Genomic DNA, 22,096 nt, shown 5'->3' on the forward strand with positions numbered 1-22,096 from the left:
AACACAAATTAAAAAGGTGTCTAAATTAGACACCTTTTTTTATTCTGTATAATTTATACCAATTCTGGAACAACTAAACGTTCAATAGCATTCCACAATCCTATTCTTTTTTCTAGTGCTTCTTGGGCAACTTGTTCTACATCTAGCCATTTTTTTAAATCATCACCACACAAGTAATCAATCATTTTCATAGCCATTGGCCCATGTTCATCTGCGTCCAACTCAATATGTCTTTCAAAGTAATAAATTAATTTAGACACATTTGTTTCTGGGAAGTTTTTCTGAAAACTTTTAACTATTTCAGTAAACATATTCGGAATTAAATCTTCACGACCAAATGTAAACGCAGAAGCTATTTTATGTGGTTGTCCAGTTTCAATTACAGTAAATGAAAAGTGTAAAAAGTCTTTAACTTCTGAAGGTAAATTGGCATTTTTTATCGCTACAAAAACATTTTTGGTAATAGCTACTTGCTCTAAAAAATCTAAAACAGGTTGCATAGTTGCGCCACATTCTTTCATAGCATCTAAATACATTTCAAAATGACTTTGACGTGAACCATCTAATGCCAAATCAGATTCTTCTGCAACCACAATTTCATTAATTAAATAACGTAATTCTGGATTTGGTGAAGCTGTCCAAGGAATAGATACAGAAGTTAAATGAATTTGCAATCCTTTTAACAAAGACATAAAATCCCAAACTGCATACACATGGTGCGTTAAAAAAACATGTAAATCTTCAATTGTTTGAATTTTTGAATACAAAGAATGATGTAATAATTCTTGTCTTAATGGTTCAATTTTAGTACTTATAGTATTCGTGTTCATCCCGATGTTTTTATATTTCTAATAATAGCACAAAAGTAAAAATGCTTCTCCAAATAGAGAAGCATTTTATATCAATTTTATTTATTGTTTAATCAATAATTATTTGAAAGCAGGAAAACCAGTTACATCCATTCCTGTTATCAACAAGTGAATGTCATGCGTTCCTTCGTAAGTAACAACCGATTCTAAATTCATCATATGACGCATAATAGAATATTCGCCAGTAATTCCCATTCCGCCTAACATCTGACGTGCGTCACGAGCTATTGTTAAAGCCATATCTACATTGTTTCTTTTCGCCATAGAAATTTGAGCAGTTGTTGCTCTTCCTTCATTTCTTAAAACGCCTAATCGCCACGTTAATAATTGAGCTTTTGTGATTTCTGTAATCATTTCTGCCAATTTCTTTTGTTGTAATTGTGTCGCGCCAATTGGTTTGTCAAACTGAATACGTTCTTTAGAATAGCGCAAAGCTGTATCATAACAATCCATTGCTGCACCAATCGCGCCCCAAGCAATACCGTAACGTGCCGAATCTAAACACCCTAGCGGTGCTCCTAGTCCAGATTTGTTTGGTAATAAATTTTCTTTTGGCACTTTTACGTTATCAAAAATAAGTTCTCCCGTAGCCGAAGCACGTAAAGACCATTTATTATGTGTTTCTGGAGTGGTAAACCCTTCCATGCCTCTTTCTACAATTAATCCGTGAATTCTTCCTTCTTCATTTTTCGCCCAAACTACAGCAATATCAGCAAAAGGCGCATTTGAAATCCACATTTTTGCACCATTTAAAAGATAATGGTCGCCCATATCTTTAAAATTAGAAGTCATCCCACCAGGATTTGAACCGTGATCTGGTTCTGTTAAACCAAAACAACCAATAAATTCTCCTGTAGCTAATTTTGGTAAATATTTCATACGTTGTGCTTCGTTTCCGTATTTCCAAATTGGGTACATTACCAATGAAGATTGTACAGAAGAAGTAGAACGCACACCAGAATCGCCTCTTTCAATTTCTTGCATAATTAAACCATATGAAATTTGGTCTAATCCCGCACCACCATATTCTACAGGAATGTATGGTCCAAAACCACCAATTTCTCCCAAACCTTTTACAATTTGTTTTGGAAATTCAGCACGTTGCGCATAGTCTTCAATAATAGGAGAAACTTCTTTTTTTACCCAAGCTCTTGCTGCATCACGAACTAATTTATGTTCTTCTGATAATAAATCGTCTAACAAATAATAATCAGGTGATTGAAATAAATCTGGTTTCATATATAAATTTTTTTATAAATCGATTTGAATGACAAAAGTAATTATTTTTTAACAAAAGTAAATTGAATTGTTAGATTTATTAGAAAACAAAAGTTAAACTTACATTTTCAAATAAAAATCTTTGGTAAGTTCAATATATTCTGAAGTGTATTGATGACGTGCGGTTTCAATGACTAATTCATCGAAAGCTGTAATTTGTTCTAAACGAGAAAATGCCAATAAACTTCTTTTAATTTCAGAAGTTGGGGTGCCTTTTACTCGAGTAATTTTTAACGGAAATAATAACGATTGTTTCGCTAAAGCAATAAAATCTTCTTCCGCCGAATAAGGAATAATCACAGAAAATATTCCGTTTTCTGACAATAACAAATAGGCTGCTTCTATCAACTCATCAAAAGGCAATGCATCTGTAAAACGAGCTAAATCTCGTGATGCGTTATCTGTTTTATAATCTTCAGAATAAAAGGGCGGATTGGAAACAATGATGTCGTATTGTTCCTCTATTTCTTCTACTTCTGCTACAAATTCGTCTAACCCAGCATGGTAGCAATACAATCGGTCTGCCCAAGGCGAATTTTCAAAATTATCTACACATTCTTCGTAGGCATTTTCTTCAATTTCAATGGCATCAATTTGCTCTGAGAAACTTCTTTGGGCTAACATAAGGGAAATTATTCCTGTTCCAGCTCCAATATCAAGTATGTTATATGGATTGTTAATTAGCGGTGTCCAAGCACCCAATAAAACACCATCTGTTCCCACTTTCATGGCAGATTTTTCTTGTTGAACTGAAAATTGTTTGAATGAAAAAATCATAAATTAATTATGAATATTGAGTAACGAATGTTGAATGTTGAAGTTTTTTGCTACTCCAAATACAAATCCACTAAACCAATAGGTGTGTTTAAAACCAATTCTTTTTCTTTTCTATTGACTTCAATAATAAAAGAGTCTATCATAGGAACTAAAACTTGTTTTTGTCCTTTGAAAATTTCAAAGATAGGTTGTGCGGCATTATCCAAAATGGCGTGAACAGTTCCTATATCGCCTAAACGTTGGTCTTTAACTTTAAAACCTATAATTTCGTGAAAATAAAACTTGGTTCCTTCTAATTTTGGTAACATCGTTAGAGGTAAATACACTTCTAAATTTTTCATATTGTCAGCATCTAATTCTGTGTCAACATCTTCAAATTTAACGCGTAAAAATTTATCTCTATGAATGGATGATTTATCAATAAAAAATGGAACCAGATTTTTATTGTATTCAATAAAAACTGATTCCAAATTTTGATAAAGTTCAGGTTCGTCTGTATCTAAAAAGATAAGAACTTCCCCTTTGAAACTAAATTTTTTAGCGATTTTGCCTAAATAGAAACATTCGTCTTTACGCATTATCGCAGTATATATTAAGCTTCTTTTTCTTCGTTGTTTTCTTCAGCAGCAGGAGCTTCTGTAGTTTCTTCTGCAACAGCTTCAACTACTTCTTCAACAGCAACTTCTTCAGTTACTTCAGCAGCAGCTTCAACTACTTCTTCTGCAACCTCTTCAGTTACTTCAGCAGCAGCCTCAACTACTTCTTCTGCAACCTCTTCAGTTACTTCAGCAGCAGCCTCAACTACTTCTTCTGCTTTCGCAGCATCAGCAATAGCAGCTATACGCTTTTCGTTTGCAGCTTGTTCTGCTTTAAAAGCTTTAGCTTTAGCATCCGCTTGCGCTTTGCTTAAACCATCTTTTTTAGCATCTACTTTTCCAGCTTTTGCATCTAACCAAGTTGCTAATTTAGCATCTGCTTGTTCTTGAGTTAAAGCACCTTTTCTAACGCCACCATCTAAATGATGCTTCAACAAAGCACCTTTATAAGATAAAATTGCTTTAGCCGTGTCAGTTGGTTGGGCACCGTTGTGTAACCATTGAACAGCACTATCAACATTTAAATCAATAGTTGCAGGGTTAGTGTTTGGATTGTACGTTCCTATTTTTTCTAGGAATTTACCATCTCTTTTTGAGCGAGCATCTGCCGCTACGATCCAGAAAAAAGGTTTCCCTTTTTTACCATGTCTTTGTAATCTAATTCTTACTGGCATAATCTTGTGATTAAATTTGAGGTACTCGACCTCGGTTAATTAAGGGTGCAAAGATAATAATAATTATTAAATTTCAATGTTTTATGTTTAATTATTTTTAAATCAGTGTTTTAATGGATCTTTTAGAACACAGATTAGATAAATTTTAGAAATCTTAAAAATTTCTCCAATCTGTGTTCTAAACTATTTTGAAATTGATATTAATATTGAAATTGAATATTGTATTTGTTTTTTGACATTGATATTGATTTCGTATATTTGAACTTTATAAAAAACAATCATGGAAAACATAAAACAATTCGTTCAGGAAAACAAAGAACGATTTATTAAAGAATTAATAGAATTACTAAAAATGCCTTCTGTTAGTGCAGATAGCGCATATGCTCAAGATGTAATTAATACTGCCGAAGCTATAAAATCTAGTTTGGAAAAAGCAGGTTGTGATGTAGTTGAAATGTGCGAAACACCAGGCTATCCAATTGTTTACGGACATAAAATAATTGATGCAAATCTTCCTACAGTTTTAGTATATGGACATTATGATGTACAACCCGCAGACCCAATTGAATTGTGGACATCTCCTCCATTTGAACCCGTAATTAAAACTACAGAAATTCATCCAGAAGGCGCAATTTTTGCACGTGGCGCTTGTGACGACAAAGGTCAAATGTACATGCATGTGAAAGCTTTTGAATACATGATTGCTAATAATAACTTGCCTTGTAATGTAAAATTTATGATTGAAGGCGAAGAAGAAGTGGGTTCTAAAAGTTTAGGTTGGTTTGTGGAACGCAATCAAGAAAAATTAGCTTGTGATGTAATATTAATTTCTGATACAGGTATGATTTCAAACACGCAACCTTCAATTACAACTGGTTTGCGCGGTTTAAGCTATGTGGAAGTAGAAGTAACGGGTCCTAATAGAGATTTACATTCTGGTTTATATGGTGGAGCTGTTGCTAATCCTATAAATATATTAACCAAAATGATTGCTTCGTTACACGATGAAAATAATCATATTACGATTCCTGGTTTTTATGATGGTGTGGAAGAATTATCGTTAGAAGAAAGAGCCGAAATGGCAAAAAGACCGTATTCTGAAGAGGATTACAAAAAAGCATTAAATATTGCAGATACCTACGGTGAATCTGGTTATACAACTAACGAGAGAAATTCTATTCGTCCAACTTTAGATGTAAACGGAATTTGGGGTGGTTATACTGGCGAAGGTGCAAAAACCGTAATTGCAAGTAAAGCATTTGCAAAAATTTCGATGCGATTGGTTCCAAATCAAGATTGGGAAAACATAACAGAATTATTTAAAAAACACTTTGAAAGTATTGCACCAAGTGCCGTAACTGTAAAGGTAACACCTCACCACGGAGGGCAAGGTTACGTAACACCAATTGACAGTATTGGTTATCAAGCAGCGAATAAAGCCTACACAGAATCGTTTGGTGTTTCGGCAATTCCTGTTCGTTCAGGTGGAAGTATTCCAATTGTTGCTTTGTTTGAAAAAGAATTGAAAAGCAAAACTATTTTAATGGGATTTGGTTTAGATAGTGATGCCATTCACTCGCCAAATGAACATTATGGAATTTTCAATTATATGAAAGGAATTGAAACTATTCCGTTATTTTATAAATATTTTACAGAGATGTATAAAAAATAAAAAGAAGAAATTAATTTGCTAAAAGAAAACTTAGTTTATATATTTGCACTCCAATTATCGCGGGTATGGTGAAATTGGTAGACACGCCAGACTTAGGATCTGGTGCCGCAAGGTGTGAAGGTTCGAGTCCTTTTACCCGCACAAAAAAGCTCAAAACTATGTTTTGAGCTTTTTTTATTTGATACTTAACATATACGTTTCCAAAGCTTGCAGTTCCGCTTCCGTCATAGCTTTTGTAATTTCAAGATTGGCTTTCATAATTTCATATTGCGAAGGATCAACAATAGGATCCGTTTCTCCTTGTAAGAATAACGAAATACTTGCCTTTTTATCTGTATACATTTTAGAAATGTCTTTAATACTTGGTCCTGAAGTTGCAACATCAGCTTTATGACAAGTAGCACACATGCCTTTCCCTTCAAATAATTCTTTTCCTAACGCTTTAGGTGTTTGATTTATTGAAGTTTCCTTTGGTTCAATAGGATTTCCCATAGCATCTGTTTCTGTTTTTTTTCCGCAACTAATGAGATTAAAAATAATTGATACTATCAAAAGAAATTTGAAATACACTTTCATAATTTATCTATTTTTTGTTTAGTAAAATCGCTGCTTCTTTCGCAAAATAAGTCGAAATTAAACTGGCGCCAGCACGTTTGATGCACATTAATTGTTCCATCATAATTTTGTCGTGGTCGAGCCAACCTCTTTCGGCAGCGGCTTTAATCATGGCGTATTCGCCAGAAACATGAAAAACTGTTACGGGAACATTCACGGCATTTTTTACTTCGCGAACTATATCCAAATAGGCAATCCCAGGTTTTACCATGACCATATCTGCGCCTTCTTCCACATCCCAAAGTGCTTCTTTAACGGCTTCGATGCGATTCGCATAATCCATTTGGTAGGTTTTTTTGTCCTTCGGCACTTCTACATCCGATTCTCTTGGCGCACTGTCTAATGCATCTCGAAACGGACCATAAAATGCAGAAGCATACTTCGCCGAATAACTCATAATACCTACATTTTGGAAACCCGCCGCATCTAAACCTTGACGCAAACGCAATACACGACCATCCATCATATCGCTTGGCGCTACAAAATCGGCACCTGCTTGAGCGTGCGAAACCGCCATTTTTACTAAGGCGTCGTTAGTAGCATCATTTGCCACATCGCCGTTTTCAATAATTCCGTCGTGACCATAAATAGAATAAGGATCTAAAGCCACATCAGGCATCACAATCATTTCAGGACAAGCCGCTTTAATAGCACGAATAGCTTGTTGCATCAATCCGATGTGGTTCCACGCTTCTTTGCCTGTATTGTCTTTTAAATCTTCGCTTACTTTCACGTAAATATTCACGGCACGAATCCCTAAATCGAATAATTCTTGGACTTCTTTCACGGTTAAATCTATCGAACGACGAAAAATCCCTGGCATCGATGGAATTTCAACTTGGCTATTTTCTCCTTCAGCAATAAACATCGGAAACATAAAATCATTTGGACTTAATGTGGTTTCGCGAACTAAACTTCTTATGGATTCGTTAATTCTTAAACGACGTCCTCTTTGTAATGGAAACATAGTAATGGATAATTTATAATTGACAATGGATAGTTAAACCCAGTCAACAGGTTTTTCTAATACTTTTATTATTTTTTCTTCTTCACTTTCCGACACTGGACGATGGTCATAATGCCATTGCACGTGAGGTGGCAAACTCATCAAAATACTTTCTATTCGGCCATTGGTTTTTAAGCCAAATAAAGTGCCTTTGTCGTGAACCAAATTAAATTCAACGTAACGACCACGGCGAATTTCTTGCCAAGTTCTTTGTTCTGGTGTAAACGGCAAGTCTTTTCTTTTTGCCACAATTGGAACATACGCATCAAGGAATGAATTCCCTACTTCGGTAACAAAATTGAACCAATCTTGCATCGATTGTGCTTTGGTCGCTTTTAAATAATCGAAAAACAAACCTCCTACTCCTCTGGCTTCATTGCGATGTGCGTTCCAAAAATAATCATCGCATTGTTTTTTGTATTTCGGATAAAAATCAGGATTATGTTTGTCGCAAGCGGTTTTACACGTTAGGTGAAAATGAATGGCGTCTTCTTCAAACAAATAATAAGGCGTCAAATCCTGTCCGCCACCAAACCACGAATTAATTACTTTCCGATTACCTGTGCTGAGCTCTGTCGAAGTATCGTACATTTCGAAATAGCGCCAATTGGCATGAACTGTTGGCACCATTGGGTTTTTCGGATGAATCACTAAACTCAATCCGCAAGCAAAAAAATCCGCTTTGCCTACATTGAATAATTTTTGCATCGAATCAGGCAGTTTTCCGTGAACCGCTGAAATATTTACGCCTCCTTTTTCAAAAACACTCCCGTTTTCAATTACGCGTGTTCTTCCACCACCGCCTTCGGGTCTATCCCAAAGATCTTCACGAAATTGGGCAACACCATCCATAGCTTCTAATCCTTTACAGATTTGATCTTGAAGGGTTTGTATATAGGTGTAAAATTTATTTTTCATTTTGAAATTTATCTTAATTTAAAACGGAATTTATTTTCATCATAAATATCATTATAAATTATACTATCCTTTTTAATTACTATTATTTCTTTTGAATTTTTCTTTTTTATAATTGAATCACCTTTACTTACTTTTTTATAAATAGAATAATATCCTATAATTTCAGTAGAATCAATTAGTTTTATATAAACATTACGACGAAAAAACCATTTTCTTTGAACAATTCCTTGAAACTCATCTTCTGTATGTCGTAAATAAAATTCTTTTTCAAAATCTATTGTTGTTGATTTTTGAATTTCAATTGCAATTACAAGTAAAAAAGGTAAAACAAGAAGGATTAACCATTTCTTTTCAATAGTTTCAATATTAATTCCGTTATTCCAAATATTCTTAATCGACATAGATTTATAACTATTTTACTAAAAACTGAACACTGATTACTCTTACTGACCGTACTCCTTCACTGCTTCAACAAAAGCCTTGGCGTGATCCACAGGAATGTTTGGTAAAATACCGTGACCAAGATTAACGATGTAATTGTCTTTTCCGAATTCGTCTATCATTTCATGAACCATTTTTTTGATGGTTGGTATTGGTGACAATAATCTTGATGGATCGAAATTTCCTTGTAACGTAATATTCCCTCCTGTTAAATAACGAGCGTTTCTTGGTGAACAGGTCCAATCTACTCCTAAAGCCGAAGCTTTAGATTTTGCCATTTCGCCTAAAGCAAACCAGCATCCTTTTCCGAAAACAATCACTTTCGTGTCGTCAGCTAATGCCTCTACAATTTGGTTAATATATTGCCAAGAAAATTCTTGATAATCTACCGGAGACAACATACCGCCCCAAGAGTCAAAAATCTGAATGGCATTACAACCTGCTTTTACTTTTTCTTTCAAATATAAAATAGTGGTGTCGGTAATTTTTTGTAATAAAACGTGAGCAGCAACAGGGTTTGAGAAACAGAATCCTTTGGCTGTGTCAAAACTTTTAGAACCTTTTCCTTCCACTGCGTAACAGAAAATTGTCCATGGTGAACCAGCAAAACCAATTAATGGCACCTCATCGTTCAACATTTCTTTGGTCAATTTAATCGCATCAAAAACATAACCTAAGGTTTCGTTCACATCTGGAACAAACACTTTTTCTACATCTTGAGAAGTACGAATTGGATTCGGAATTATCGGTCCTAAATTGTCTTTTAATTCCACGTGAATTCCCATTGCTCTTGGCACCACCAAAATATCTGAAAACAAAATCGCTGCATCTGGTTTAACAATGCGAATCGGTTGCACGGTAATTTCAGCAGCTAATTCAGGTGTTTCGCAACGGGTAAAGAAATCGTACTTGTCACGCAAAGCTCTAAATTCAGGTAAATATCTTCCTGCTTGACGCATCATCCAAACGGGTGGACGTTCTACTTTTTCGTTATTTAAGGCACGTAGGAATAAATCGTTTTTTATCATTTTGTTTGTATTAAACCTAACAGGTTTCAAAAACCTGTCAGGTTATATTATGTGTAATATTCTATAACTTGTTCAATAACGTTTTCAATACTTGGTTGATACGCTGTTTTTATGTTTTTAATTTTAGTTTCAGACAATACCGCTCTTAAACCATCTGCTGTTGTATTGCCTATACAAAACAATTTTTCGTTGCCTAGTGTGTTTTTTTTCAAATAACTGGTTACGGCAGATGGACTGAAAAACAAAATTCCATCTACTTTATCTGTAATTTTATGAGGTGTTAACGTTGTATCGTACACTTTAATTTCATTGAATGTAATTTCGTTTTCAGTTAACATTTCTGGCAAGGTATCTTTACGAAGATTGCCACTAAAAAAAGTAAAACTTTCATCGGAATAGACTAACGTAATAATTTTCGCTAAATCTTCTGCAAAACCTGTATACGCCTCTACTATAAAACCATTTTCGTTCAATAACTCTTTAGTTTTTAATCCTACACAAAAAACGTTTTTTTGCTTTAATTCAACAATTTTTGGATGTTGCAAAATGCTTAAAACGGCATTTTGACTCGTGAAAATTAAGTTTTTGTTCAAATTTTTAATTTCGAAAAAAGCCGTTTCTGTTTTAATAAAATCGGCTTCAATTAATTGAATATTCGCTTTTACTAATTCTTGTTTTTGAATTGGTGAAAGGGTTTTAGTAGAAAGTATTGCGGTTTGATTTGTCATAATTATTAAAAATTTTCTTTAATTTCTGACATCAACTGAATCCCACCATTACTCAAAATTTCTTGAGCGGTATGAAATCCTAATTTTTTCCATTCCGAAACAGCTACGGTTTTAGTAACTTCTAATTTTTGTTTTCCGTCTATTGATAATAAAACACCTGTAAAATCAATCACATCTTCTTTCTCATTATACGTAGCGATTGCTCCAATTGGTGCTGTACAACCGCCTTCTAAAGTTCTTAAAAACTGACGTTCTATGTACGTACAAATTTCTGTTTCAATATGATTTAATTGCGAAACGGCATCTAAAGAAAAGAAATCATCTGCATTACACACCACAACCATAGCACCTTGAGCTGGCGCTGGAATCATCCAATCTAAAATAATTGCTTTTTCTGGTTTTAAGTTGATGCGTTCCAAGCCGGCTTCCGCAAAAATAGCGCCGTCCCAATTTGAATCCGCTACTTTTTGCAAGCGCGTATTTACATTACCACGAATATCTTCTATTTTATGACTTGGATATTTGTATAACCAACTTGCTTTTCTTCGTAAGCTACTGCTCGCAATGGTACTATTTTCTTCGGTTAAAAAATCTAAATTTTCTTTAAAAACCAAAATATCAAATGCTGAAGCTCTTTCCAAAACAGCGCCTTGTACAATTCCGTTAGGCAATAAGGTTGGGACATCTTTCATAGAATGTACTGCAATGTCAATTTTGCCTTGAATCATCGCTACATCTAAGGTCTTTGTAAAAATTCCGGTAATTCCTAATTCGTATAATGGTTTATCTAAAACAATATCTCCATCGGATTTTACAGCGATAATTTCCGTTTTGTAGCCCAAATCTTTCAACTGTTTTTCAACTGTTTTAGCTTGCCAAAGGGCTAATTCGCTATCGCGGGTTCCTATTCGTATGGTTTTACTCACTATTTTATTATTTAAAACATTAACAAATTTAATGTTTTTGGTTTTCTATTTGAAAAACTTTATTAATCCACTCTACACTTTCATCTACAACTGTGTTGTCGTCTTTTAAATGATTGGCAAAATGACTGGTTATTTTTTGAATTAATTTTGCGGTAACAATTTCGGTATATTCTTCATTGAAATCGGCATTTTTCTTTTTTAAATGATTGATTTCAGATTCTTTAATGGCGTTTAATTTTGCCTTTAGAGCGTGTATCGTTGGTGCATATTTTCTTCCTTTTGACCAAGTTAAAAATTCAGTTAAAACTTCACTAATAATTTCTTCGGCAGCAGGTATAAATAATTTTCTGTTTTCTAAAGTTTCATCGGTAATTTCCGATAAATGGTCCATATGCACTAAAGTCACCAAAGGGTTATGCTTTACGTTTTCGTTTACATTTTTAGGTATCGATAAATCCAAAATTAACAATGGTTTTTTCAGATTTAAAATATCTAAATCCACTGTAGGATTCTTAGCTCCTGTTGCTACAACCACCACATCCGCCTTTTGCAATTCTATTTGTAAATCAGAATAATCTTTAACAATAAGATTGAGTTTTTTGGCTAATTTTTCTGCTTTGTCTTTTGTTCTGTTAATTAACGTAATTTGATCGTGTTTCGAATGTTTGACTAAATTTTCACAAGTATTTCTACCAATTTTTCCAGTTCCGAAAAGCAAGATGTTTTTGTTAGAAATGTCTTCCACATTCTTAAAAATATATTGAACTGCTGCAAAAGATACTGAAGTAGCACCACTTGAAATTTCAGTTTCATTTTTAACTTTCTTACTCGCTTGAATAACAGAATTCACCAAGCGTTCTAAATACGCATTTGCTAAATTGTGTTTTTTACTTTCTACAAAAGCATTTTTAAGTTGAGCAATGATTTCAAAATCTCCTAAAATTTGACTATCCAAACCTGTTCCCACTCTAAACATATGGTTTAAAGCCTCTTTTTGTTTGTACACGTAAGCGTATTTTTGAAACTCTTCAACCGTTCCTAAACTGTTTTCACAGAGTAAATGAATCAATTGAAATGGATGCTGTGCAAAACCGTAAATTTCAGTTCTATTGCAAGTGGAAGTAACAATCAGACTTTCAATCCCGTTAGTTTTCGCCTGTTCCAAAAGGTTTGTTTTGGAAGTATCGTCTAAACTAAATTTACCTCTAATTTCGGCATCCGCTTTTTTGTAGCTTAGTCCGATAGCGTAGAAAGTAGTTTGTTTTGCAGGTGAATGATTGTCCATAAATTGCTTTATCTCTTAAAGATGCACAAAATTATTGTTTCCATCTATACAAAAACAACGCTGAAAGTACTTTTTATATCGGAATTGGATTTTTTTAAAAAAATTGCACTTATTTTGATATAAACTACTAACTTTGTAACAAATTCAGCATCAAACAACCACTTTGTTTAGATTAATTATAAATAACAAGCTTGTTTTTTGTTAAACAATTCATAAAAAAATAACGCTATGAGTTCATTTGAAGAAATTAAAATTGATACCGATTTTACTTTATTACGATTTCAAAACGATTCTGAAAGCACAGAAACGTTAGAAAAACAAGTAGGTTCTGGTTTAATTCAATTTCATTTTAATGTAAAAGGAAAAGGGAAATTTATTTTTAACAACAATTCATACGTTTTAGATTTAAACGAAGAAAAAGCGCTTTTGCTATACAATCCACAAAAAGAATTGCCGCTTCATTTAGAAATTGCTCCGAAAAGTTGGATCATTTCTATTTTAATTTCCATAAAAAAATTCCATACTTTATTTTCATCGGATTCAGAAATGATTCCGTTTTTGAGCAAAGACAATTTAGAAAAAAAATACTATACCGAAGAAAGCATCAGCCCATCAATGGCGATTGTTTTGAATCAGATTTTTCATTATAACCAAAATTCATCAATAAAAAACTTGTATTTAAAAGGAAAAAGTTACGAATTATTAAGTTTGTTTTTTAACACCAATGAAGATCCAAACGCAGAACATTGTCCGTTTTTATCAGATGAAGAAAATGTACTAAAAATTAAAAAAGCGAAAGAAATCATCATTAAAAATATGGCAGAACCGCCAGGATTACAAGAATTGGCTGATGAAGTTGGCATTTCATTAAAAAAATTAAAAGCGGGTTTTAAAGAAATTTATGGCGATACGGTTTTTAATTTTTTATTCGATTATAAAATGGAATTCGCACGAAAACTGCTTGATACCGGTTCGTATAATGTAAATGAAGTGGGATTAAAAATTGGCTACAGCACCTCAAGTCATTTTATTGCTGCATTTAAAAAGAAATTTGGCACAACGCCAAAAAAATACCTATTAAACTTAAACGTTAATTTATAAAATTACAATACAATGAAAGGAGTATTATTAGTAAATCTTGGTTCGCCAGAAAGCCCTACTGCTAAAGATGTAAAACCATATTTAGATGAGTTTTTAATGGATAAATACGTAATTGACGTTCCGTTTTTATTACGTGCTTTATTGGTAAGAGGGATTATTTTACAAACAAGACCAAAAAAATCTGCTGAAGCTTATGCAAGAATTTGGACAGATGAAGGTTCGCCATTAATTGTAATTTCTAAAAAAATGCATGAAAAAGTAAAAGGTTTGGTTGACATTCCGGTTGCATTAGCAATGCGTTATGGCACAATTACTATATTAAAAGGATTACAAGAATTACACGACAAAGGTGTAACAGAAGTGATGCTTTTTCCCTTGTATCCGCAACATGCTATGGCTTCAACCACAACTATTTTAGTATTGGCAGAAGAACTTCGCGCCAAGCATTTTCCAAATATGAAATTTACAACGGTTCCAGCATTTTATAACAAAACTGGATATATTGAAGCGTTATCCAATTCGATAAAAAAGCATTTGGAAAGTTTTGAATACGATCATTTATTGTTCTCCTATCACGGTATTCCGAAACGTCATATTCGTAAAACCGACATTACAAAATCGCATTGTAAAATTGATGGTTCTTGTTGCAGTACGCCTTCGCCAGCACACGAATTTTGTTACAGACATCAATGTTATGAAACTACAAAACAAGTAGTGAAAACATTGGGGATTCCAGAAGGAAAATACAGTCAAACGTTCCAATCGCGATTAGCAGGTGACAAATGGTTAACACCATATACTGATGTGGAAGTTAATAAAATGCCCGAAAAAGGAATTAAAAAATTAGCCGTTGTAACTCCAGCGTTTGTGGCCGATTGTTTAGAAACTTTGGAAGAAATTGCTATGGAAGCTAACGAACAATTTTTACATCACGGCGGTGAAGAATTTATGGCCATACCGTGTATGAATGACGAAGACGAATGGTGTAGTGTGGTTGCGAAATGGATTGAAGAATTTAAAAATAGTAATTAGTAAAAAGTGATTAGTAAATAGTTTATTTTATGTATGAATATCTAAAATCTTTACATTTAATTTTTGTAATCACTTGGTTTGCTGGGTTGTTTTACATTGTGCGTCTGTTTGTGTATCAAATTGAAGCAAACGAAATGCCTTCGCCAGAAAAAGAAATTTTACAAAAACAGTATAAAATAATGACGTACCGTTTGTGGTACATAATTACTTGGCCAAGTGCGATTTTGGCAACAATTTTTGCATTGTCATTGTTGCATTTAAACCCTGCTTTTTTTGAAATGCCTTGGATGCAAGTCAAATTAGGTTTTGTGGTTTTGTTGTTTATCTATCATTTTAAATGTCAAAAAATATATACCGAATTACAAAATGATACCGTAAAATACACCTCAAACTTTATGCGTTTATGGAACGAAGGCGCAACCATAATTTTGTTTGCCGTAGTTTTTTTAGTAATTTTAAAAAATGCAATCAATTGGATTTATGGTGTTATTGGAATTATTTTATTTTCAGTAATTATTATGCTTGGTTTTAAATTCTATAAAAGAATAAGAGATAAAAAAAGTGATTAAATTTTTAAAAATACATACGCTTTCGTTAAGACGAAGAATATTTTTGTCGATGTTGTTTCTAACAACATTTTCAACGATATTGATTACAGTTGTTTCGTTAATTCACTTCAGATATGAAGCTAAAGAATACCACGAAGAGCGTTTGTCTCGAAAAGAAAATGCCATTAAAGAGCATATAGAATACATTTTACAAACTTCTAAATTCCCACTTACAACCAAAAACATACCAAGAATTTTTAACGGTAGAATTCTTGAATTATCAGATATTCATAGTCTGGAAGTTAATTTTTTTGATTTAAATGGGAAATTACTTTTATCATCCAAATCTAATATTAAGAATAAAAATAAACCGAAAATTAATGTCGAAACTCTAGAAAGCTTAAAAAATTCTTCAAAAAAACGAATTGTAATTACAAAAATTAAAGAAAACGAAACATATATAAAATCGTCTTATAGTTATATTAAAGATGCCGATTTTAAAAATCTTGCGATTTTAAATATTCCGTATGAAGAGAATAGCGATTTTTATAATCAAGAAGCGGAAAACTTCTTAACTCGATATGCGCAAGTATTTATAATCATGTTTATTATTTCTATTTTAATATCCTATTTATTATCCAGTAATATTACCAAATCAATCTCTCAAATTTCAGAAAAATTAGGCATTACACAATTAAATGAACGCAATCAAAAACTAAAACTTCAGCCAGGTAATCAAGAAATTAATGCGCTAATTTTAGCTTATAATAATATGGTGGACACCTTAGAAGAAAGTGCGCAAAAACTAGCACAAAGCGAACGAGAACATGCTTGGCGCGAAATGGCTAAACAAGTGGCTCATGAAATTAAAAATCCACTGACACCAATGCGTTTAACTATCCAAAGTTTTCAAAGAAAATTTGATATAAACGATCCTAAAATTAGTCAAAAACTTCATGATTTTTCTGAAACTCTTATCCAGCAGATTGATACAATGACCACTGTAGCAAGTGCGTTTTCAAACTTTGCCAATATGCCAACACAACAAAATGAACAATTAAACATTGTTCAGGTTTGTAAAACGGCTTTAGAAATTTTTAATGAAGATTATGTTGCTTTTAAGACTTCAGAAAATGACATTTTCACTTCTTTTGACAGAACACAATTGACAAGAATTGTAACAAATTTGGTTAAAAATGCCATTCAATCTATACCTGAAAATCAAGAAATAAAATCAGTTGTGGTTGAAATTTTAAAAGAAGATACAAATTTTGTTTTGAAGGTTTCGGATAACGGAATTGGAATTTCAACTGAAAACGCAGCTTATATTTTCGAACCAAAATTCACTACTAAAAATTCAGGAATGGGATTGGGATTGGCAATTATTAAGAAAATTATAGAAAATTATAACGGAAGTATCTCTTTTGAATCCGAAGAAGAAAAAGGAACATTATTTACAGTAAAACTACCTATAAAAATATAAAAAATGGAAACTATTTTAGTTGAAAAACAAGACAATTTTGCGATTGTTACTATTAACAGACCCACAAAATTAAATGCTTTAAACAAAGCCACAATTGAAGAATTACACAATGCATTTAGCGATTTAAATAACGACAGCAATACGAAAGTTATTATTTTAACTGGATGTGGCGAAAAAGCATTTGTAGCCGGAGCAGATATTTCTGAGTTTGCTCATTTTTCTGATGCAGAAGGAGAACAATTGGCCGCAAAAGGACAAGAATTATTATTTGATTTTGTACAAAATTTACAAACTCCAGTTATAGCCGCAGTAAACGGATTTGCTTTGGGTGGCGGATTAGAATTAGCCATGAGTTGTCATTTCAGAATTGCTTCAACTAATGCAAAAATGGGATTGCCTGAAGTTACTTTAGGCGTTATTCCAGGTTATGGTGGTACTCAAAGATTGACTCAACTAATCGGTAAAGGAAGAGCAATGGAATTGATTATGACAGCCAATATGATTGATGCTGAAACTGCAAAATCTTATGGGTTAGTAAATCATGTGGTGCCGCAAGAAGAATTATTAGACTTAGCAAAATCTATAGCTACAAAAATTAGTCAAAATTCGAGTGTGGCCATTGCAAAAGCTATAGAAGCGATAAATGCCAACTTTGAAGACGGCGTTAATGGGTTTGAGGTAGAAATTAAGAACTTTGGGGCTTGTTTTGCAACAGAAGATTTTAAAGAAGGTACTACTGCGTTTTTAGAAAAAAGAAAAGCTGTTTTTGTAGGAAAATAAAACAATTCTGAATTTATTTTAATAAAAAAATCCCGAGCAATGCTCGGGATTTTTACTTGTATAGAAAATTGAATTATTTTTTCTTTTTTCCGCCTTTTTCTGCTTTTGCAGCTTCTTGAGCAGCTTTCATAGCAGCACGAGAAATTCTTACTTGACAAACAACTGTGTTGTCTGGGTGTAAAATCTTGTAGTTTGGCGCGCCTAATTTAGTAACGTATAATTTATTACCCATTTCTAATTCAGAAATGTTTGCTTCTACGAAATCTGGTAAGTTTGCAGGTAAAGCTCTCACTTTTAATTTCCGTTGGTTTAAACGTAAAACCCCTCCTAATAAAACCCCTGGAGATGTTCCAGTAATTTTAACAGGCACTTCCATTGTAATTTCTTTTGCAGCATCTAGATTATAGAAATCTACGTGTAAAATTTTGTCAGAAACTGGGTGAAATTGAATATCTTGTAAGATACCGTCAAATTTCTTTCCGCCTTCTAATTCAATTACTACAGTGTGCGCTTCTGGAGTGTAAACTAAACTTTTAAATGCTCTTTCTTCAGCACTAAAATGTACTGGATTTTCCCCTCCGTAAATAACGCAAGGAACCATTCCAGCATTACGTAAGGCTTTAGTAGCTACTTTGCCCACGCTTTCTCTTTGTGATCCTTTGATCGTAATTGATTTCATTTGAAATAAATTAAAATTAATAAAAAAAATTGGTTAGTAGTTTAAAGGAATGAACATCTTCAAACCGACTAACTTTACATTAAAAACTTCCCACTTATGGAAGTATTGTTTTGAACCATGTGCATTACTTCTGCAAATAATGGCGCACAGCTTACCACTTTTATTTTCTTAGATTCTTTCTTTAACGGAATAGAATCTGTAACGATTAACTCTTCTAATTTTGAGTTTTCAATTTTTTCGTACGCCTCGCCTGATAAAATAGCGTGGGTACAAATGGCTCTAACACTCAAAGCACCTTTTTCAATCATTACATCAGCAGCTTTTGCTAATGTCCCACCAGTATCAATCATGTCGTCAACTAAAATAACATGTCTGCCTCTCACTTCACCAATCAATTCCATCGTATCGATAACGTTGGCAACTTTTCTTTGTTTATAACAAATTACCACATCTGATTCTAAAAATTTAGAATACGCATAGGCTCTTTTGGAACCCCCCATGTCTGGTGATGCGATAGTTAAATTTTCTAATCCTAAACTTCTTACATAAGGCAAAAAGATAGTTGATGCAAACAGGTGATCTACTGGTTTTTCAAAGAATCCCTGAATTTGATCTGCATGTAAATCCATGGTCATAATTCGAGTAGCTCCTGCTGTTTCTAATAATTTTGCCACCAATTTTGCTCCTATCGGCACTCTTGGTTTGTCTTTTCTGTCTTGTCTTGCCCATCCAAAATAAGGAATTACAGCTGTTATGTGTCTGGCAGATGCTCTTTTTGCGGCATCAATCATTAACAACAATTCCATTAAATTATCTGCACTCGGAAATGTGGAACACACTAAAAACACACGAAGACCTCTAATAGATTCTTCAAAAGAGGGTTGAAATTCACCATCGCTGTATTTTGAGAATGTTACTTTACCTAGCGGCACACCATATTTACTGGCGATTTCTTCTGCTAGGTACACACTTTGAGAACACGCAAATATTTTTGCTTCAGGCTCTTTGTATGACATTTTAATTAGTTGTTTAGTAGTTAGTTAGTTGTTGTGTTGTGCAATTTGGGTGCAAAGTTAGTAATTTAATTGAACTCTGAAAGTAAAATTTTAAGTATTTTTATAATGAAATTAGAAACTTTAGTTATATTTGCACTCACTTTAAAAAGCCGTAAAGTAAATATTAATTTGCTTTTTGCTTTTCAATGCCCGGATGGCGGAATTGGTAGACGCGCACGACTCAAACTCGTGTTCCTTGGAGTGTGGGTTCGATTCCCACTCCGGGTACTTTAAAAATCCTTAATTAGCTAATTTATAGTTTTTTAAGGATTTTTTGTTATTGCTAAAGTATCTGAAATTACAATAAAACCATATCGCTATTAAAAATAGTATTAAAAATAGTATTTTTGCGAAAAATTAATACACATGAGTTTCGAAAAAGAAATTGCCCGAAGAAGAACTTTTGGAATAATCTCGCATCCAGATGCTGGTAAGACAACGTTAACAGAAAAACTACTGCTTTTTGGAGGTGCAATTCAAGAAGCTGGTGCCGTAAAAAGCAATAAAATTAAAAAAGGGGCTACCTCTGATTTTATGGAAATTGAACGTCAGCGTGGAATCTCGGTTTCTACTTCTGTATTAGCATTCAATTACAAAGAAAAAAAAATAAATATTTTAGATACGCCTGGTCACAAGGATTTTGCTGAAGACACATTTAGAACATTAACTGCTGTAGATAGCGTTATTGTGGTAGTTGACGTAGCAAAAGGTGTGGAAGAGCAAACCGAAAAATTGGTGGAAGTTTGTAGAATGAGAAGCATTCCTATGATTGTTTTCATCAACAAACTAGATCGTGAAGGAAAAGATGCGTTTGACTTAATGGATGAAGTAGAAAAAAAATTAGGATTACACGTTACGCCTTTAAGTTTTCCAATTGGTATGGGTTATGATTTTCAAGGAATTTATAATATTTGGGAGAAAAATATTAATTTGTTTGAAGGTGATAGCAGAAAAAACATTGAAGAAACTATTGCTTTTTCAGACATCCAAAGTCCTGAATTAGAAAAAATTATTGGTGAAAAACCCGCCAATAAACTTCGAGAAGAATTAGAATTAATTACCGAAGTGTATCCTTCATTTGAAAGAGAAGCATATTTAGCTGGAAAATTACAGCCTGTTTTTTTTGGCTCAGCATTAAATAATTTTGGAGTTCGCGAGTTACTAGATTGTTTTATCAATATTGCTCCTACACCTCGTGCCAAAGAATCGGATACCAGATTAGTGCAACCTGATGAGAAAAAACTAAGTGGTTTTGTGTTTAAAATTCATGCCAATATGGATCCTAAACATCGCGACAGATTGGCATTTGTCAAAATTGTATCTGGAACTTTTGAAAGAAACAAACCTTATCTTCATGTACGCCAAGGAAAAAATATGAAATTTAGTAGTCCAAATGCGTTTTTTGCTGAGAAAAAAGAAATTGTAGATATTTCATATCCAGGCGATATTGTAGGCTTACACGATACTGGAAATTTTAAAATTGGCGATACACTTACGGAAGGTGAAACAATGAATTTTAAAGGAATTCCTAGTTTTTCCCCAGAACATTTTAGATACATAAACAATGCCGATCCCTTAAAAGCAAAACAATTAGAAAAAGGAGTCGACCAATTAATGGATGAAGGGGTAGCGCAATTATTCACAATTGAGATGAACGGCAGAAAAGTAATTGGAACTGTAGGTGCGTTACAATATGAGGTAATTCAATACCGTTTAGAACACGAATATGGCGCAAAATGTACTTACGAAAACTTTCCAGCATACAAAGCGTGTTGGGTGCTTCCAGATGATCCAAAAAACGAAGAATTCAAAGAATTTAAACGTGTAAAACAAAAGTTTTTAGGACACGATAAACACGGGCAATTGGTATTTTTAGCTGATAGTGAATTTTCTATACAAATGACAAATCAAAAATATCCAAGTGTTAAATTATATTACACTTCAGATTATCATAAAAACGAAAATTAAGTACATAAAAAAATCGCCTCAATATTGAGGCGATTTTGTTTTATTACTATGTGGTGTTCTTACTTACTTTTTGATAATTAAGAATTCACTTCTTCTGTTTTGTGCGTGCTCTTCTTCTGTGCATGCTGTACATGGTGTTTTTGGTTGGGTTTCTCCCATGCCGCTACCAGTAATTCTTTCTTTAGAAATGCCTTTCGATACGATGTATTGTACTGTAGCTTTGGCTCTTCTCTCCGAAAGTTTTAAGTTGTAACTATCCGATCCTCTGCTATCGGTGTGCGATTTTGCATCGATTACCATTGTTGGATATTGATTCATTACTTTTACCAATTTGTCTAACTCCTCTGCCCCTTGTGCTGTGATGTTGGATTGGTTGTATTCAAAGTATATAGGCTGTAATATCACTTCTGTCTCTGTGATTATTGGTTGAATTGGTGTTAAATTAATCACGATACTTTGTGCGCCGTTTTTAGATTTTGGCATCGTAACTGTTCCGTTTTGGTAACCTACTCTGGTAGCATTAAAATTAGCGATTTCATCACAAGCTACACCAAACTTTACTTCTCCCATGTCGTTTGACTCTTGGTTGCCTTTACTTTTTCCTTTTTGGTCCACAAAGCTAACGCTTGCTCCTGAT

Annotated in this window: 23 protein-coding genes and 2 tRNA genes; 9 read left to right on the plus strand and 16 right to left on the minus strand. The window is 33.4% G+C overall.

The genetic code is table 11. The annotated features are described in order from the left end of the window. Positions 1-53 precede the first annotated feature (53 nt). From ACIQZ1_RS02565 to ACIQZ1_RS02585, 5 genes are all read right to left on the minus strand, one after another. On the minus strand, positions 54-830 hold the full coding sequence (locus ACIQZ1_RS02565; RefSeq protein ID WP_396158765.1) for a DUF3050 domain-containing protein: 777 nt from the start codon (positions 828-830) through the stop codon (positions 54-56). 99 nt (positions 831-929) lie between these two features. Beyond that, positions 930-2,108: an acyl-CoA dehydrogenase family protein gene (locus ACIQZ1_RS02570; RefSeq protein WP_396158767.1), complete on the minus strand. Its 1,179-nt coding sequence runs from the start codon at positions 2,106-2,108 to the stop codon at positions 930-932. A gap of 99 nt (positions 2,109-2,207) precedes the next feature. Next, a complete protein-coding gene (locus ACIQZ1_RS02575) occupies positions 2,208-2,921 on the minus strand; it encodes a tRNA1(Val) (adenine(37)-N6)-methyltransferase (protein ID WP_396158805.1) in 714 nt (237 codons plus the stop codon). Positions 2,922-2,974: 53 nt separating this feature from the next. Continuing rightward, positions 2,975-3,502: a ribosome maturation factor RimM gene (gene rimM, locus ACIQZ1_RS02580; protein WP_396158769.1), complete on the minus strand. Its 528-nt coding sequence runs from the start codon at positions 3,500-3,502 to the stop codon at positions 2,975-2,977. Between the two features lie 14 nt (positions 3,503-3,516). Next, the gene (locus ACIQZ1_RS02585) at positions 3,517-4,194 is read right to left on the minus strand and encodes a 30S ribosomal protein S16 (protein WP_396158771.1); all 678 of its coding nucleotides are present in this window, start codon (positions 4,192-4,194) and stop codon (positions 3,517-3,519) included. A gap of 280 nt (positions 4,195-4,474) precedes the next feature. Here ACIQZ1_RS02585 and ACIQZ1_RS02590 point away from each other — a divergent pair, with 280 nt between their 5' ends. Together ACIQZ1_RS02590 and ACIQZ1_RS02595 are read left to right on the plus strand one after the other, a co-directional pair. Then, a complete protein-coding gene (locus ACIQZ1_RS02590) occupies positions 4,475-5,866 on the plus strand; it encodes a dipeptidase (protein ID WP_396158773.1) in 1,392 nt (463 codons plus the stop codon). Between the two features lie 59 nt (positions 5,867-5,925). Continuing rightward, a tRNA-Leu gene (locus ACIQZ1_RS02595) sits at positions 5,926-6,007 on the plus strand. A gap of 33 nt (positions 6,008-6,040) precedes the next feature. On the opposite strand, the gene ACIQZ1_RS02600 is transcribed toward ACIQZ1_RS02595, so the two are convergent. The 8 genes from ACIQZ1_RS02600 to hemA are packed head-to-tail and all read right to left on the minus strand — an operon-like array spanning position 6,041 to position 12,813. Beyond that, complete coding sequence (locus ACIQZ1_RS02600) at positions 6,041-6,442, minus strand: c-type cytochrome (RefSeq protein WP_396158775.1); 402 nt, start codon at positions 6,440-6,442, stop codon at positions 6,041-6,043. Between the two features lie 7 nt (positions 6,443-6,449). Beyond that, on the minus strand, positions 6,450-7,448 hold the full coding sequence (hemB, locus tag ACIQZ1_RS02605) for a porphobilinogen synthase (RefSeq protein ID WP_396158777.1): 999 nt from the start codon (positions 7,446-7,448) through the stop codon (positions 6,450-6,452). 33 nt (positions 7,449-7,481) lie between these two features. Beyond that, positions 7,482-8,405 carry an oxygen-dependent coproporphyrinogen oxidase gene (hemF, locus tag ACIQZ1_RS02610; RefSeq protein WP_396158779.1) on the minus strand — a complete coding sequence of 308 codons (924 nt, stop codon included), beginning with the start codon at positions 8,403-8,405 and terminating at the stop codon, positions 7,482-7,484. Between the two features lie 8 nt (positions 8,406-8,413). Then, entirely contained in the window at positions 8,414-8,806 is a 393-nt protein-coding gene (locus ACIQZ1_RS02615) for a hypothetical protein (protein ID WP_396158781.1), read from the minus strand. Positions 8,807-8,848: 42 nt separating this feature from the next. Continuing rightward, positions 8,849-9,874 carry a uroporphyrinogen decarboxylase gene (hemE, locus tag ACIQZ1_RS02620; RefSeq protein ID WP_396158783.1) on the minus strand — a complete coding sequence of 342 codons (1,026 nt, stop codon included), beginning with the start codon at positions 9,872-9,874 and terminating at the stop codon, positions 8,849-8,851. 47 nt (positions 9,875-9,921) lie between these two features. Continuing rightward, entirely contained in the window at positions 9,922-10,602 is a 681-nt protein-coding gene (locus ACIQZ1_RS02625) for a uroporphyrinogen-III synthase (RefSeq protein WP_396158785.1), read from the minus strand. Between the two features lie 5 nt (positions 10,603-10,607). Further along, complete coding sequence (gene hemC, locus ACIQZ1_RS02630; protein WP_396158807.1) at positions 10,608-11,531, minus strand: hydroxymethylbilane synthase; 924 nt, start codon at positions 11,529-11,531, stop codon at positions 10,608-10,610. Between the two features lie 25 nt (positions 11,532-11,556). Beyond that, on the minus strand, positions 11,557-12,813 hold the full coding sequence (gene hemA, locus ACIQZ1_RS02635) for a glutamyl-tRNA reductase (RefSeq protein ID WP_396158787.1): 1,257 nt from the start codon (positions 12,811-12,813) through the stop codon (positions 11,557-11,559). A 228-nt stretch (positions 12,814-13,041) separates the two neighbouring features. Between hemA and ACIQZ1_RS02640 the strand changes: the two genes are divergently transcribed. From ACIQZ1_RS02640 to ACIQZ1_RS02660, 5 genes are read left to right on the plus strand one after another with little or no spacing between them, the layout of a single operon-like run. Next, positions 13,042-13,914, plus strand: a complete 873-nt coding sequence (locus tag ACIQZ1_RS02640) for a helix-turn-helix transcriptional regulator (RefSeq protein WP_396158789.1) — start codon at positions 13,042-13,044, stop codon at positions 13,912-13,914. Between the two features lie 12 nt (positions 13,915-13,926). Further along, positions 13,927-14,946 (plus strand): ferrochelatase, encoded by a 1,020-nt coding sequence (hemH, locus tag ACIQZ1_RS02645; protein WP_396158791.1) that lies wholly within the window; start codon positions 13,927-13,929, stop codon positions 14,944-14,946. Between the two features lie 29 nt (positions 14,947-14,975). After that, positions 14,976-15,515 carry a CopD family protein gene (locus tag ACIQZ1_RS02650; RefSeq protein WP_396158793.1) on the plus strand — a complete coding sequence of 180 codons (540 nt, stop codon included), beginning with the start codon at positions 14,976-14,978 and terminating at the stop codon, positions 15,513-15,515. A 49-nt stretch (positions 15,516-15,564) separates the two neighbouring features. Continuing rightward, positions 15,565-16,977 carry a sensor histidine kinase gene (locus tag ACIQZ1_RS02655; protein WP_396158809.1) on the plus strand — a complete coding sequence of 471 codons (1,413 nt, stop codon included), beginning with the start codon at positions 15,565-15,567 and terminating at the stop codon, positions 16,975-16,977. 3 nt (positions 16,978-16,980) lie between these two features. Beyond that, entirely contained in the window at positions 16,981-17,757 is a 777-nt protein-coding gene (locus tag ACIQZ1_RS02660) for an enoyl-CoA hydratase/isomerase family protein (protein ID WP_396158795.1), read from the plus strand. A gap of 73 nt (positions 17,758-17,830) precedes the next feature. Here ACIQZ1_RS02660 and ACIQZ1_RS02665 read toward each other — a convergent pair whose 3' ends face one another. Next, positions 17,831-18,436, minus strand: a complete 606-nt coding sequence (locus tag ACIQZ1_RS02665) for a 50S ribosomal protein L25/general stress protein Ctc (RefSeq protein ID WP_396158797.1) — start codon at positions 18,434-18,436, stop codon at positions 17,831-17,833. A 74-nt stretch (positions 18,437-18,510) separates the two neighbouring features. After that, complete coding sequence (locus tag ACIQZ1_RS02670) at positions 18,511-19,452, minus strand: ribose-phosphate pyrophosphokinase (RefSeq protein WP_353077577.1); 942 nt, start codon at positions 19,450-19,452, stop codon at positions 18,511-18,513. 187 nt (positions 19,453-19,639) lie between these two features. On the opposite strand from ACIQZ1_RS02670, the gene ACIQZ1_RS02675 reads away from it, so the two are divergent. Continuing rightward, positions 19,640-19,719, plus strand: a tRNA-Leu gene (locus ACIQZ1_RS02675). A 138-nt stretch (positions 19,720-19,857) separates the two neighbouring features. After that, entirely contained in the window at positions 19,858-21,459 is a 1,602-nt protein-coding gene (locus ACIQZ1_RS02680) for a peptide chain release factor 3 (protein ID WP_396158799.1), read from the plus strand. Positions 21,460-21,522: 63 nt separating this feature from the next. On the opposite strand, the gene ACIQZ1_RS02685 is transcribed toward ACIQZ1_RS02680, so the two are convergent. Beyond that, positions 21,523-22,096: OmpA family protein (locus ACIQZ1_RS02685; RefSeq protein WP_396158801.1), on the minus strand; the 574-nt coding region annotated here is incomplete at its 5' end.

The organism is Flavobacterium sp., assembly GCF_044341185.1.
GTDB lineage: Bacteria > Bacteroidota > Bacteroidia > Flavobacteriales > Flavobacteriaceae > Flavobacterium.